Origin of the sequence: Serratia silvae, assembly GCF_023282985.1 — a bacterium.
GTDB classification, from domain to species: Bacteria; Pseudomonadota; Gammaproteobacteria; order Enterobacterales; family Enterobacteriaceae; genus Chania; species Chania silvae.
The window spans coordinates 58,250-71,248 of sequence record NZ_JAGQDC010000004.1 but is presented as its reverse complement, the minus strand read 5'-3'; the positions used below and the strand labels follow the sequence as shown (position 1 = coordinate 71,248).

At 55.2% G+C, this 12,999-nt stretch carries 10 protein-coding genes and 4 tRNA genes; 12 read left to right on the top strand and 2 right to left on the bottom strand.

The genetic code is table 11. From position 1 onward, the window contains the following. Positions 1–19: 19 nt before the first annotated feature. The 12 genes from rfbA to KAJ71_RS06855 all read left to right on the top strand — a co-directional run bounded on the left by rfbA (position 20) and on the right by KAJ71_RS06855 (position 9,559). Positions 20–901: a glucose-1-phosphate thymidylyltransferase RfbA gene (gene rfbA, locus KAJ71_RS06910; RefSeq protein ID WP_021181552.1), complete on the top strand. Its 882-nt coding sequence runs from the start codon at positions 20–22 to the stop codon at positions 899–901. After that, a complete protein-coding gene (rffC, locus tag KAJ71_RS06905; protein ID WP_248945035.1) occupies positions 879–1,598 on the top strand; it encodes a dTDP-4-amino-4,6-dideoxy-D-galactose acyltransferase in 720 nt (239 codons plus the stop codon). Before rfbA ends, rffC begins: the two co-directional genes overlap by 23 nt. After that, a complete protein-coding gene (rffA, locus tag KAJ71_RS06900) occupies positions 1,585–2,715 on the top strand; it encodes a dTDP-4-amino-4,6-dideoxygalactose transaminase (RefSeq protein WP_248945034.1) in 1,131 nt (376 codons plus the stop codon). Before rffC ends, rffA begins: the two co-directional genes overlap by 14 nt. A 1-nt stretch (position 2,716) precedes the next feature. Next, entirely contained in the window at positions 2,717–3,967 is a 1,251-nt protein-coding gene (gene wzxE, locus KAJ71_RS06895; protein WP_248945033.1) for a lipid III flippase WzxE, read from the top strand. Next, complete coding sequence (locus tag KAJ71_RS06890) at positions 3,964–5,049, top strand: TDP-N-acetylfucosamine:lipid II N-acetylfucosaminyltransferase (RefSeq protein WP_248945032.1); 1,086 nt, start codon at positions 3,964–3,966, stop codon at positions 5,047–5,049. The genes wzxE and KAJ71_RS06890 overlap by 4 nt, the downstream gene beginning before the upstream one ends. Next, positions 5,046–6,413 (top strand): ECA oligosaccharide polymerase, encoded by a 1,368-nt coding sequence (gene wzyE, locus KAJ71_RS06885; RefSeq protein WP_248945031.1) that lies wholly within the window; start codon positions 5,046–5,048, stop codon positions 6,411–6,413. Before KAJ71_RS06890 ends, wzyE begins: the two co-directional genes overlap by 4 nt. Positions 6,414–6,421: 8 nt before the next feature. Beyond that, on the top strand, positions 6,422–7,162 hold the full coding sequence (gene wecG / locus KAJ71_RS06880) for a lipopolysaccharide N-acetylmannosaminouronosyltransferase (protein WP_248945030.1): 741 nt from the start codon (positions 6,422–6,424) through the stop codon (positions 7,160–7,162). A gap of 348 nt (positions 7,163–7,510) precedes the next feature. Continuing rightward, entirely contained in the window at positions 7,511–8,914 is a 1,404-nt protein-coding gene (gene thrP, locus KAJ71_RS06875) for a bifunctional threonine/serine APC transporter ThrP (protein WP_248945029.1), read from the top strand. 135 nt (positions 8,915–9,049) lie between these two features. Continuing rightward, a tRNA-Arg gene (locus KAJ71_RS06870) sits at positions 9,050–9,126 on the top strand. A 70-nt stretch (positions 9,127–9,196) separates the two neighbouring features. After that, a tRNA-His gene (locus KAJ71_RS06865) sits at positions 9,197–9,272 on the top strand. 47 nt (positions 9,273–9,319) lie between these two features. Then, a tRNA-Leu gene (locus KAJ71_RS06860) sits at positions 9,320–9,406 on the top strand. A 76-nt stretch (positions 9,407–9,482) separates the two neighbouring features. Further along, positions 9,483–9,559 (top strand) — tRNA-Pro (locus tag KAJ71_RS06855). Positions 9,560–10,669: 1,110 nt separating this feature from the next. Here KAJ71_RS06855 and hemY read toward each other — a convergent pair. Further along, complete coding sequence (gene hemY / locus KAJ71_RS06850) at positions 10,670–11,863, bottom strand: protoheme IX biogenesis protein HemY (RefSeq protein ID WP_248945028.1); 1,194 nt, start codon at positions 11,861–11,863, stop codon at positions 10,670–10,672. A 3-nt stretch (positions 11,864–11,866) separates the two neighbouring features. Continuing rightward, positions 11,867–12,991, bottom strand: a complete 1,125-nt coding sequence (hemX, locus tag KAJ71_RS06845; protein ID WP_248945027.1) for a uroporphyrinogen-III C-methyltransferase — start codon at positions 12,989–12,991, stop codon at positions 11,867–11,869. Positions 12,992–12,999: the final 8 nt, after the last annotated feature.

The following is a 12,999-nucleotide window of genomic DNA, read 5'->3' as shown; positions in this document are numbered from 1 at the left end:
AGGTGAGTCAGGAGTGACGATGAAAGGTATTATTCTAGCCGGCGGTTCGGGGACGCGTTTACACCCGATCACCCGCGGCGTCTCCAAGCAATTGCTGCCCATTTACGATAAACCGATGATTTACTATCCGCTCTCGGTGCTGATGCTGGCCGGGATCCGCGATATTCTGATTATCTCTACGCCCGAAGATCTGCCCTCGTTTCGCCGTTTGCTGGGCAGCGGTGAAGAGTTTGGCATCAACCTCAGCTACGCCGAACAGCCGAGCCCGGACGGGTTGGCACAGGCCTTCCTGATCGGCGAAGAGTTTATCGGCGGTGAGCCGTGCTGCCTGGTGCTGGGCGACAATATCTACTTCGGTCAGGGCTTCAGCCCGAAACTGAAAAGCGTGGTTCAGGGTCTGAAAGGTGCCACGGTATTCGGTTACCAGGTCATGGACCCAGAGCGCTTTGGTGTAGTGGAGTTCGACGATAACTTCCGCGCACTGTCGATTGAAGAAAAACCGCTGAAACCGAAGTCCAACTGGGCGGTCACCGGTCTCTATTTCTATGACAACCAGGTGGTGGATTTCGCCAAGCAGGTGAAGCCATCCGAACGCGGCGAGCTGGAAATCACCAGCATCAACCAGATGTATCTGGAGCGTGGCGAACTGAGCGTCGAGCTGCTGGGGCGTGGCTTTGCCTGGCTTGATACCGGCACCCACGACAGCCTGATCGAAGCCAGTACCTTTGTGCAGACGGTAGAGAAGCGTCAGGGGTTCAAGGTTGCCTGTCTGGAAGAGATCGCCTGGCGTAACGGCTGGCTGGATGATGATGGCGTAAGACGTTCGGCGCAGGCGTTAGCCAAAACCGGCTATGGCAAATACTTACTGGATTTACTGCATGTCCGTCCACGCCAATATTGAGCCTTTGGGCTGGGAAAGCGAGTATTTCCAACTCACCTGCGCCAAGCTGCATTTTGACGATGCGGCTCCTGCGCTGACGGCAGCCGAACTGGATGCGTTTGCGCTGGTTCAGGCCAAGATCCCGGCCCAGCGCCTGGATTTGGCCGATGGCTTGGCTGGTGTGGGATTTCGGCTGGTAGAGGGCGAAGTAGACTTTGCCCTGGCGATTGGCACGGATTGTGCATTAGATTTACCGGCCATCCGCATCGCCCAGCCTGATGATATTCCACTGCTGCGTACGGTGGCGGCCAAGGTTTTTGCCGCCAGCCGTTTTCGTGCGCCTTGGTATCAGCCGCAGGACAGCGGGCGTTTTTACGCCACCTGGATTGAAAAAGCGGTGCTGGGAACGTTTGACCATCAATGCCTGCTAGTGCTGGGCAGCGATGGGGAGCCAGAAGGGTTTGTCAGCTTGCGTGATATCGGCCAGCAAGAAGCGCGTATCGGCCTGTTGGCGGCATTCCCGGGTGTACAAGGTAAAAGGACCGGTTCTCGGCTGATGACTGCCGCGATTGCCTGGTGCCAGCAGCAACGGCTGCAGCGCCTGCGGATCGCGACTCAGATAAGTAATATTGCCGCGTTACGGCTCTATCAACGGCACGGTGCCATCCTAGAAAGCACCGCGTATTGGTTCTATAGAGGTTTACATGATCCCATTTAACGCTCCACCGGTTGTTGGCACAGAACTCGATTACATGCAGGCTGCGATGAATAGCGGCAAACTCTGTGGGGACGGTGGTTTTACCCGTCGCTGCCAGCAGTGGATGGAACAGCATTTCGGCTGCCCGAAAGTGCTGCTGACGCCGTCTTGCACCGCGTCACTGGAAATGGCCGCCATCCTGCTGGACATCCAGCCAGGTGATGAAGTGATCATGCCGAGCTACACCTTTGTATCCACCGCTAACGCCTTTGTGTTGCGCGGTGCGGTGGTGGTGTTTGTCGATCTGCGTCCAGACACCATGAACATCGATGAAACCAAGATTGAAGCGGCGATCACCGATAAAACCCGTGCCATCGTACCGGTGCATTACGCTGGCGTTGCCTGCGAAATGGACACCATCATGGCGTTGGCGAAGAAGTACAACCTGATGGTGGTAGAAGATGCTGCGCAGGGCGTAATGTCGACCTATAAAGGCAAAGCCTTGGGGACCATCGGCCATATCGGCTGCTTCAGCTTCCATGAGACCAAAAACTACACCGCTGGCGGTGAAGGTGGCGCGACGCTGATTAACGACCCGGCCCTGATCGATCGTGCCGAAGTGATCCGTGAAAAAGGCACCAACCGCAGCCAGTTCTTCCGTGGTCAGGTGGACAAATATACCTGGCGCGATATTGGTTCCAGCTATCTGATGTCAGATCTACAAGCCGCTTATCTGTGGGCGCAACTGGAAGCCGCCGAGCCGATCAACCAGCGCCGCCTGAAGCTGTGGCAGAACTATTACGATGCGTTCAAACCGTTGGCGGCTGCGGGGCGTATCGCCTTGCCGACCATTCCGGCCAACTGCGTACATAACGCCCATATGTTCTACATTAAGCTGAAAGACGTGCAGGATCGCACCGCGTTTATCGACTACCTGAAAGAAGCCGAAATCATGTCGGTGTTCCACTACATCCCACTGCATGCCTGCCCAGCGGGTGAGAAGTTTGGCCGTTTCTCCGGCGAAGACCGCTTCACGACCAAAGAGAGCGAGCGCCTGGTGCGTCTGCCGCTGTTCTTTAACATGTCAGACGTCAATCAACGCACGGTGATCAATACCATCCTGAGCTTCTTCGCCTGATATGTCGCTGGCAAAAGCATCGATTTGGACCGCAGGCTCCACGCTGATCAAGATCGGCGTGGGGTTGCTGGTGGTAAAAATGCTGGCGGTGGCCTTCGGCCCCAGCGGGGTCGGGCAGGCGGGTAACTTCCGTCAGTTGATCACCGTGCTGGGCGTGCTGTCGGGTGCCGGGATTTTTAACGGTATCACCAAGTATGTGGCGGAGTACCATCAGGATCCGCAGCGGTTGCGGATGGCGGTGGGTACCGCATCCAGCATCGTGCTGGGCTTCTCAACCCTGCTGGCGCTGGTGTTCTTGTTCGCCGCCGAACCGATCAGCCGTGGGCTGTTTGGCCATGGCGACTATGTGAACGTGGTGCGGGCGGTGGCGTTTATCCAGATGGGGATTGCCTACGCCAACCTGTTTCTGGCGATCCTCAAAGGTTATCGCGATGCGATGGGTAACGCCCTGGCGGTGATCGCCGGTAGCCTGATCGGCGTGGTGGCCTTTACGCTGTGCTTTAAGCTGGGCGGTTATGAAGGTGCGTTGGCCGGGCTGGCTCTGGTTCCTGCCTTGGTCGTGCTGCCTGCCGGTTTCATGCTGTGGCGGCGCAAGGCGCTGCCGCTGCGCTATCTGGCGCTGGCCTGGGATAAAGCGCTCGCCAGCCATCTCGGTAAGTTTACCCTGATGGCGCTGATCACCTCCGTGACCTTGCCGGTCGCCTATGTAATGATGCGTAATCTGTTGGCGGAACATTATGGTTGGGACGAAGTGGGGATCTGGCAAGGGGTGAGCAGTATCTCTGATGCCTACCTGCAGTTTATTACCGCTTCGTTCACCGTTTATCTGCTGCCAACGCTATCGCGTTTGCAAGAGAAAAGCGCCATTTCGCGGGAGATCGTGCGCTCGCTGAAGTTTGTGCTGCCTGCGGTCGCCGCTGCCAGCTTTACTGTCTGGCTGCTGCGTGACTTCGCCATCTGGCTGCTGTTCTCTGAGAAGTTCGTTGCCATGCGCGATCTGTTTGCCTGGCAACTGGTGGGGGACGTGCTGAAAGTTGGGGCCTACGTCTTCGGTTACCTGGTGATCGCCAAGGCGTCGCTACGTTTTTATATTCTGGCAGAGGTCAGCCAGTTCGCCTTGCTGACGCTGTTCTCGCACTGGCTGATCCCGCTGCACGGCGCATTGGGGGCGGCACAGGCTTATATGGCAACCTACATCGTGTATTTTGCGCTCTGTAGCTGCGTATTTATTCTTTATCGTAGACGAGTATGACCATACTAATCCACGTACTGGGATCTGATATCCCGCATCATAATCAGACGGTGCTGCGCTTCTTTAATGACGTGCTGGCCGAACGCCTGCCCGCAGAACAAGTGTGTCACTTCATGGTAGCAGCCAAAGACGTGGCCGCGTTGGGCCACTTTCCCAAACTGACCATCGAGGCTTTCCCCGGCAAAAAGAGCCTTGCAGAGGCAGTGATTGCCCGTGCCAAGGCCAACCGTGATACCCGCCTGTTCCTGCATGGTCAGTTTAACGCGGCGCTGTGGTTGGCCTTGCTGAGTGGCAAGATCAAGTCGCGCCAGGTGAGCTGGCATATCTGGGGGGCCGATCTGTATGAAAACGCCACCAGTTGGAAATATCGCCTGTTCTACGTGCTGCGCCGCATTGCCCAAGGGCGGGTTGGCCACGTGTTTGCCACCCGAGGCGACCTGATCCATTACCAGCAGCGGCACGCGCGCGTTCCGGCCTCGCTGCTGTATTTCCCGACGCGGATGGACCCTGCTTTGACAGGTATTGAAGTCGAAAAGAACCTGGCTGGGCCGATGACCATCCTGGTGGGCAACTCTGGCGATACCACCAACCGCCATATTGAGGCGTTGCAGGCGATCCATCAGCAATTTGGTGACAAGGTGCGGGTGATTTTGCCGATGGGCTATCCGGCCAATAACGACGCCTATATTGCCCAGGTGCGCGCAGCGGGCCTGAAGCTGTTCCCCGAACAGAATCTGCAACTGCTGACCCAGCAGGTGGCGTTTGACGATTATCTCAATATCCTGCGTGAGTGCGATCTCGGCTACTTCATTTTCGACCGCCAGCAGGGGATCGGTACGCTGTGCCTGTTGATCCAGTTTGGCGTGCCTTTTGTGCTCAGCCGCAAGAACCCGTTCTGGCAAGACCTGGCCGAGCAGCATCTACCGGTGCTGTTCTATGGCGATTCGTTGGACGAAGCGGTGGTACGCGAATCACAGCGCCAACTGGCAACGCTGGATAAGCAGTCCATCGCCTTTTTCAATCCGAACTACGTGGATGGCTGGCAGCAGGCATTGGCGCTGGCGGCGGGGGAAAACCCATGACGCTGGCACAGTTTGGCGGGTTGTTTGTCGTCTACCTGATCGGGGCGCTGTTTGTGCTGACTCTGACCTATCAGGAGTTTCGGCGCGTCCGCTTCAACTTTAACGTCTTCTTTTCCTTGCTCTATCTGCTGACGTTTTACTTTGGCTTCCCGCTGACCTGCCTGCTGGTGTTCCAGTTTGACGTGGCCGTGGTGCCGGTTGAGTTCCTGCTGTATGCCATTCTTTCTGCCACCGCCTTCTACGCGATTTACTACGTCAGCTACAAGACGCGGTTGCGTAAGCGTAGCAGCCAGCCGCATAAGCCAGTGTTCACCATGAACCGGGTAGAGACGCATATCACCTGGATATTGCTGGCGCTGGTGGCGATCGGCACCGTGGGCATCTTCTTTATGCAGAACGGCTTCCTGCTGTTCAAGCTCAACTCCTACAGCCAGATTTTCTCCAGTGATGTCTCAGGGGTAGCGCTCAAGCGCTTCTTCTACTTCTTTATCCCGGCGATGCTGGTGGTCTATTTCCTTAAGCAGGATTTGCGTGCCTGGTTCTTCTTCCTGGCGGCCACGGTGGCGTTTGGCATTCTGACCTACGTGATCGTAGGCGGTACCCGTGCCAATATCATCATCGCTTTCGCTCTATTCTTGTTTATCGGCATTGTGCGCGGCTGGATCTCGCTGTGGATGCTGGTAGCCGCCGGGGTCTTCGGCATTGTCGGCATGTTCTGGCTGGCGTTGAAGCGCTATAGCCTGGACGTCAGCGGCCCGGAAGCGTTCTACACTTTCCTGTATCTGACCCGTGATACCTTCTCGCCGTGGGAGAATCTGGGGCTGTTGCTGCAAAATTACGACAAGATCGATTTCCAGGGGCTAGCCCCGATAGTGCGTGATTTCTATGTCTTTATCCCTGCCTGGCTGTGGCCGGGGCGGCCTGAGCTGGTGCTGAATACTGCCAACTACTTTACCTGGGAAGTGCTGGATAACCACTCTGGGCTGGCGATTTCCCCGACGCTGATTGGTTCGCTGGTGGTGATGGGTGGGGTGCTGTTTATCCCGCTGGGCGCCATTGTGGTGGGCCTGATCATCAAGTGGTTCGACTGGCTGTATGAACTGGGCAAAAGTGAACGGAACCGCTTTAAGGCGGCGATTTTGCAAGGATTCTGTTTTGGCGCGGTGTTTAATATCATCGTGCTGGCGCGTGAGGGGGTAGATTCTTTTGTCTCACGCGTGGTGTTCTTCTGCATCATTTTTGGTGCCTGCCTGGTATTGGCAAAATTACTGTACTGGCTGTTTGATGCTGCCGGGCTTATCAAGACTCGAATGATGCGCAAGCGTGCGTTGGCCCCCGTTGCCAACTCCCTTGTGCCAAGGTAACTGTGACAATGGAAGCAAATATTTCGGTTCCCACGTATGAGCTGCGTGGTTTCAGCCTGTGGGGGTTTCGCAGCATGGCGCAGTGCATGGATTTTCTGTTCGACGGTGGCAGGGTAAAGCAAGGTACCCTGGTGGCGATGAACGCCGAAAAAATCCTCAATGCAGAAACCGATCCGGCGCTACATGCCCTGTTGGATGAGGCGGAGTACAAATATGCCGACGGCATCAGCATGGTGCGCTCCATCCGCCGCAAGTATCCTGGCGCGGAGGTGTCTCGCGTGGCCGGGGCCGATCTGTGGGAAGCCATGATGCAGCGCGCCGGTCAGGAAGGCACGCCGGTGTTTCTGGTTGGCGGCAAGCCTTCGGTGCTGGCAGAGACCGAGCAGAAGCTGCGTAGCCAATGGAATGTGAATCTGGTGGGTAGCCAGGATGGCTACTTCAAGCCGGAACAGCGGGATGCGCTGTTTGCACGCATTAGCGCCAGCGGCGCGGCGATCGTGACCGTGGCAATGGGATCGCCAAAGCAGGAAATTCTGATGCGGGATTGCCGCAAGGTTCATCCACAGGCGCTGTATATGGGGGTAGGCGGCACCTATGACGTGTTTACCGGCCATGTGAAGCGTGCGCCCAAGGTGTGGCAGAATCTCGGTCTGGAGTGGCTCTACCGCCTGCTCAGCCAGCCGAGCCGTATTCGCCGCCAACTTCGGCTACTCAAGTTCGTCGGTTATTACTATACCGGCAAGATGTGATCCTTCGGCTGGAGCAGCCCCTCCGTTGCTCCAGCGTCTGTCTTGCGCAAATAATCTCCCTATCGGCCATAACGTGGTCAAAGCTATAACCTCGGTTAATCATTCCCTCGTCACTTATTCCATAAGGTTTTAATTTGCGGTTTGCTTATGGCGGCAAAATGCGAAACCATAGCGCCCGAAAATTTCCCCAGGCCGCAGCGGCACTTCCCCGCAATTAAATTGTGCGGATGACTCCTTAAGTTCCGTTTTGCCCGGCGGGGGATGAATTACACTCAACTTGTCTAAAACAATAATGACCGGCACCGATCGGCAGGCAAACAACATCATAAAAAATATGACTGAGGATTTATGGCAAGCAAAGAAAAGCCACCGGGTTTACATCGCGGGTTAGAAGCGCGACATATAGAGCTGATCGCCCTGGGTGGCACGATTGGCGTGGGTCTGTTTATGGGATCGGCCAGTACGTTGAAATGGGCCGGGCCTTCGGTGCTGCTGGCCTATATCATCGCCGGCCTGTTTGTATTCTTCATCATGCGTTCGATGGGGGAGATGCTGTTCCTGGAGCCGGTGGCGGGCTCTTTCGCCGTCTATGCGCACAAATACATGAACCCCTTTTTCGGCTATCTCACCGCTTGGGGCTATTGGTTTATGTGGCTCGCTGTGGGAATATCGGAAATCACGGCTATCGGTGTCTATGTGCAGTTTTGGTTCCCAGAGATACCGCAGTGGTTGCCTGCGTTAATTGCGGTAGCTATGGTCGCGTTAGCCAACCTGGCGGCGGTGCGCCTGTACGGTGAGCTGGAGTTCTGGTTTGCCATGATTAAGGTCACCACCATTATCGTGATGATCCTGGTGGGCTTAGGGGTGATCTTCTTCGGCTTCGGTAACGGCGGGCAGCCGACGGGCTTTGCCAACCTGACGGCTCATGGCGGCTTCTTTGCCGGTGGCTGGAAAGGCTTCCTGTTCGCCCTGTGTATCGTTGTGGCTTCTTACCAAGGGGTTGAACTGGTCGGCATTACCGCCGGGGAAGCCAAAAACCCGCAGGTGACGCTTAAACGTGCGATCAACAACATCCTTTGGCGCATTCTGATTTTCTATGTCGGGGCCATCTTCGTGATTGTCACCATCTTCCCGTGGAACGGCATCGGCACCGCTGGCAGCCCGTTTGTGCTGACTTTTGCCAAGATTGGTATCGTCGCCGCCGCCGGTATCATCAACTTTGTGGTGCTGACCGCCGCGCTCTCCGGCTGCAACAGCGGCATGTATAGCGGCGGCCGCATGCTCTATGCCTTGGCCAAGAACCGCCAACTGCCTGTGGCATTGACCAGGCTTTCCGCCAGCGGCGTGCCGGTCAACTGTATCGCCATCACAATTATTTGCCTGTTGGTGGGATCGGCGCTGAACTACGTTATCCCCAATCCTCAGCAGGTGTTCGTCTATGTCTACAGCGCCAGCGTGCTGCCGGGCATGATGCCGTGGTTTGTGGTGCTGATCAGCCAGATCTACTTCCGCCGTGCCCATAAAGAAGCGATGAAGACACACAGCTTCAAGTCATTTATGTTTCCTTACATGAACTACCTGACCATCGCTTTCCTGATTTGTGTGCTGGTTGGCATGGGGATCAATCCGGATACGCGGATTTCGTTGGTGGTGGGGATGATTTTCCTGGCTGCGGTGAGCCTGTGCTACTTTGTATTCGGTATGCACAAAGTTCATCATCAGCCTGAAAAGCGGACAGAAAGTCAGCGCTAAGCTTAAGAAAAGAGCCTTGCCGGGCCCTTTCTGCTGCAAGAGTGAGCAAAGGGTCAGCGAACTCAACATTTCTGAGAAAAAGCACTAGACAGGATGGGCATAAAACCGTAGTATCCCCACCCGAAACGGCGCTACGCGCCCGTAGCTCAGCTGGATAGAGCGCTGCCCTCCGGAGGCAGAGGTCTCAGGTTCGAATCCTGTCGGGCGCGCCATTAATTTTGTGCGCAGGAGCTGCGGTGGTATGATTACCGCGTGAAGTAAGCAGTAGATAAAGTAGTTATGGTGGCTATAGCTCAGTTGGTAGAGCCCTGGATTGTGATTCCAGTTGTCGTGGGTTCGAGCCCCATTAGCCACCCCACTTTACCTAGGGTAAAGTAAAAGAATTGAAAGCTGTTTTGTGACAGTGCGAAGGTGGCGGAATTGGTAGACGCGCTAGCTTCAGGTGTTAGTGTTCTTACGGACGTGAGGGTTCAAGTCCCTCTCTTCGCACCACACACAAAATGTCTGATAAATTTAATATTTACATAGACATAGGCTGGAAAGTTCGGTAGTATAGGCAACAAGAAATCGGCGAGTAGCGCAGCTTGGTAGCGCAACTGGTTTGGGACCAGTGGGTCGGAGGTTCGAATCCTCTCTCGCCGACCAATTTCAAAGAGACCTGCTTTTTAAGCAGGTTTTTTTACGTCTGAAGTTTATGAGTATGAGCAACCTCCGCGGAGGTCGACAAATCTGTCGGGAACAGATTTGCATATCGCGTCAGCGATACCCCGAAGGGGCGAGTATCATGGACGATACGAGTGAATCCTCTCTCGCCGACCACATTCAAGAAAGCCCGCTTTTAAAGCGGGCTTTTTTACGTCTGGAATTTGTGTAGCCCGTTCAGCAATGAGCGGGCTTTTTGCTTTTTATACTGGATGAAATTGTGGAGGCGTGAGGATAGTTGGGCCTTACAAGGGTATGAACGGAAGCAAGCAGGAGAGCAAAGCTGGGAAAATGGCAGGGTATGAAATGAGGTAAACAACGCAGCGACTTCTGGAGCATATCGGCTTCATGCCAGCATCGCCCCAGATAACAGCTACACTTGGCCGCCAAATCGATCAAGTATTTTGTGATGTATCTCATAAAAATATTAAACTGGCTCTTTATTTTAAAGAGCGGCTTTCTCTTGGAAAAACCTGAGAAATTTCAACCTGTCTCCTTTTGTCCTTTATGGGTATGCCTGTTGTCGTCAGTTTGAGACATTTAACCTGATGATTTTAATAAATAAAAAAGACTTCTCGCTAACCCGTCGTTTTAAGGCGACAGGATCCGTAGAGGGGAAAATTGCAGCGAACAGACAGGAAAATCAGAGGGTTCAACGTTAATCATTTTAAATCCTTTATATTCAATATGATGAGTTTATTTTTTACTTATTGGCTCCCATTAGTCAGAAGTTGGCACGCCAAGTGCATTATCTCTATCGTAGATGCTCATTCCACTTCTTATGTTCGCCTTAGGCCTCATAAACCCAGGAATGATGCAGAGCCGATTTTAGGGTGCCTATTGCCCACCTGAACGATGAAAGGGTTGCTTGCAACGGCTTCATCACACTCCGGGCAAAACGTTGAGTGAGGCACCACCCCAGTTGTCCTAGACCTGATTGCTTTTTTTATACACTTGCCTTGCGGCAAGTGTTTTTTTTTGCCCCAAGGAAAGTTTCAGGCAAAAAAAAGGCCCAGCACGGTATGCTGAGCCCTGACAAAGCCAACCGACGTGCTACTCGCCGTTTTGCTTGAGCGTTAACATCAGCCCTTCACGGCGCATCTGTGTGGCTTCATCGCTGCGGTGCAGTTTATCCAACGCATCTGCCAGCCAGGCGTAGTCATACGCATCTGGCCGCTGTTGCAGTGCCGCATGGAACGCATCGCTGGCTTGCTGCCATTCACCGTGCTTCATCAGTAACTGACCCAGCGTGCTGTTAAGCAACGGTGTCGCGCCATGCTGCTTGATCTGTTGGCGTAACGCTTTTTCCAACTGCTCCGGGTTGCCAGACTTGATGCGTGGGATCAACAGCACCAGCCGCTCGTCGTATTGGCGTTTCAGGCCGTCCAGCACAATGCTTTGTGCCAGTTCATGGTCATCACACTCAATAAGATGTTCCACCATCGCCACCTGTAGCGGGATTTCGTGGCGAATTTTACGGCTCTGATCTTTCCACCAGCGCTTCAATCCTTCACTGCCTTCATCGGCCATAGCCTGATTCATCAGGCCGATATAGGCCTGCTGCTGTAAAGCTTGCAGTTCTTCTTCACTGTGCAGGTTGATTTTGCTCATTGAAGGCAGAATTTCCAGCAGTGAGGCATAAGCACCGGTGCGCAGATAAGCCTGCTCCGCCAGCCGCAGTACTTCCGGGTGACGCGGTGCCTGATTCAGCAAGCGATCGACGCCGTGCCGTGCCGCATGGGCTTCACCCTGGGCCAACTGAATACGTACGCGGGTAATGTCTACCGGCAACTGGTCGGTATCGGCGGCCTCTGCGGCACGCTCCAGATACTGATTGGTGCGGAAGTCATCGCCACGTTGCTGCGCCGCTTCTGCCGCCAGCAGGTAGTTCACTACCGGTTGCTCCGCATGATCGGCATTGCGGGTCAGCAGTTTCTCTACCTGCTTGTAATCCCCTTCCGCCAGTTTGATCAGCGCCGCTTTGGTTTGCTTACGGGCGCGGCTGCGTTTGCGGCCAAGGAACCAGCCGCGGGTGCGCACGCCAGTGCGGAAGACGCGGCGCAGGATCCATTCGATGACAAACAGCACCAGGAACAGCAGCACCGCCATAATCACCAGACCGGTCACGCTGGTTTCGACATTGTAATTATCGGTCTGGATCAGCACATAGCCTTGGTGCCCGGCCAGCATCGGCCCCAGTACCAGGCTGGCAATCAGCACCAGAAACAGGAATAACACGCGTAACATGGCTTATCCCTCCTGGTGAGTGGCAGGGGCCTGGGCCAACAGATTACGTACCCGGGTCTGCATCAGTTTTTCCAGCATCGGCTGGCTTTTCAGCTGGCCTGGGACGTCCATGGAGATCGATTGCTGGCTCAGGTTATCCAACTCTTCCAGGAATGCCTTGGTGGCTGGATCGGTAGTATCGAAGTAGGCGCGTACCCAGGTCGATACCGTTTCCAGCGACTGCTTGAACACTTCGTTCTGATGACGAGGGATTGCCTGCGCGGCAACCAGCAGGCGCGAACGGATATTCTCACGCAGGTAAACATCCTGATTCGGCGCCAGTAGCGGTTCGGCACTGCTATCACGGCGACGGACGGTAATAAAGTCCGCCATAAAGTTGTGCCAGCTCTTGGTCAGGTTTTGACGCCATTCGCTCAATGAGCTGGACAGTTCGCCGTCGTCTTCATCCATCGGCCGTTCGTCACGGTTATTATCCGCCAGACGCAGGTCGTCGACCTGATTGGAGAGTTGGTTGACCTTCAGGATGATGCCGTCAAAATCTATCTGCGCCACGGCGGAGAGGGTGCTGACATCTTCGGTGATGGCGCGGCGAATATCGATCAGGCTCGGATCGTTCATCTCTGCCAGGCTGGCGTCGGCGCTTTTCAGCAGCGCGGCCGCGGTGGTGACATCCTGATCGCCCCACAGTTTGCGGCCCGCCATTTTCACCAGGAAGTCCGCCTGTGCCAGCAGCCAGGTTTTGGCATCGCTGCCGGAAATGGTGGCAACCTTATCTTGCAGTTCATTGAGCTGACGTACCAGCGAGGTTTGCTCGCGATCGGCGGCCTCCAGCGTTTTACCCTGCTGTTGCAGCAAGCCTTCCAGCGCGCTCTTTTCCTGCTGCTGGCTCTGCTTCAGCTCTGCCAACTGTTGCTGCAAGGCCTGGTTGGCGGCGATCAATGTCTGCGCCTGTTGGTGCGTGTGGTAATAGCCGCCAGCACCCAGGGCGATGACCAGCACGATGGCAATCGCACCCAATACCGGGCCGGTATTCTTACCTTTCCGGTGGTCAGCGGCTGGCTGCTGGGGGCTCTCAACCGCTGGGTTTGATTCTTCAACCGCGGCGGATGGAGTGTTTTGTTCCGTCATAGTGGCAC

Excerpts from the sequence above, each read along its gene's own strand:
- rfbA (WP_021181552.1), top strand. The coding sequence starts at position 20 with ATGAAAGGTATTATTCTAGCCGGCGGTTCGGGGACGCGTTTACACCCG.
- rffC (WP_248945035.1), top strand. The coding sequence starts at position 879 with ATGTCCGTCCACGCCAATATTGAGCCTTTGGGCTGGGAAAGCGAGTAT.
- rffA (WP_248945034.1), top strand. The coding sequence starts at position 1,585 with ATGATCCCATTTAACGCTCCACCGGTTGTTGGCACAGAACTCGATTAC.
- wzxE (WP_248945033.1), top strand. The coding sequence starts at position 2,717 with ATGTCGCTGGCAAAAGCATCGATTTGGACCGCAGGCTCCACGCTGATC.
- KAJ71_RS06890 (WP_248945032.1), top strand. The coding sequence starts at position 3,964 with ATGACCATACTAATCCACGTACTGGGATCTGATATCCCGCATCATAAT.
- wzyE (WP_248945031.1), top strand. The coding sequence starts at position 5,046 with ATGACGCTGGCACAGTTTGGCGGGTTGTTTGTCGTCTACCTGATCGGG.
- wecG (WP_248945030.1), top strand. The coding sequence starts at position 6,422 with ATGGAAGCAAATATTTCGGTTCCCACGTATGAGCTGCGTGGTTTCAGC.
- thrP (WP_248945029.1), top strand. The coding sequence starts at position 7,511 with ATGGCAAGCAAAGAAAAGCCACCGGGTTTACATCGCGGGTTAGAAGCG.
- hemY (WP_248945028.1), bottom strand. The coding sequence starts at position 11,863 with ATGTTACGCGTGTTATTCCTGTTTCTGGTGCTGATTGCCAGCCTGGTA.
- hemX (WP_248945027.1), bottom strand. The coding sequence starts at position 12,991 with ATGACGGAACAAAACACTCCATCCGCCGCGGTTGAAGAATCAAACCCA.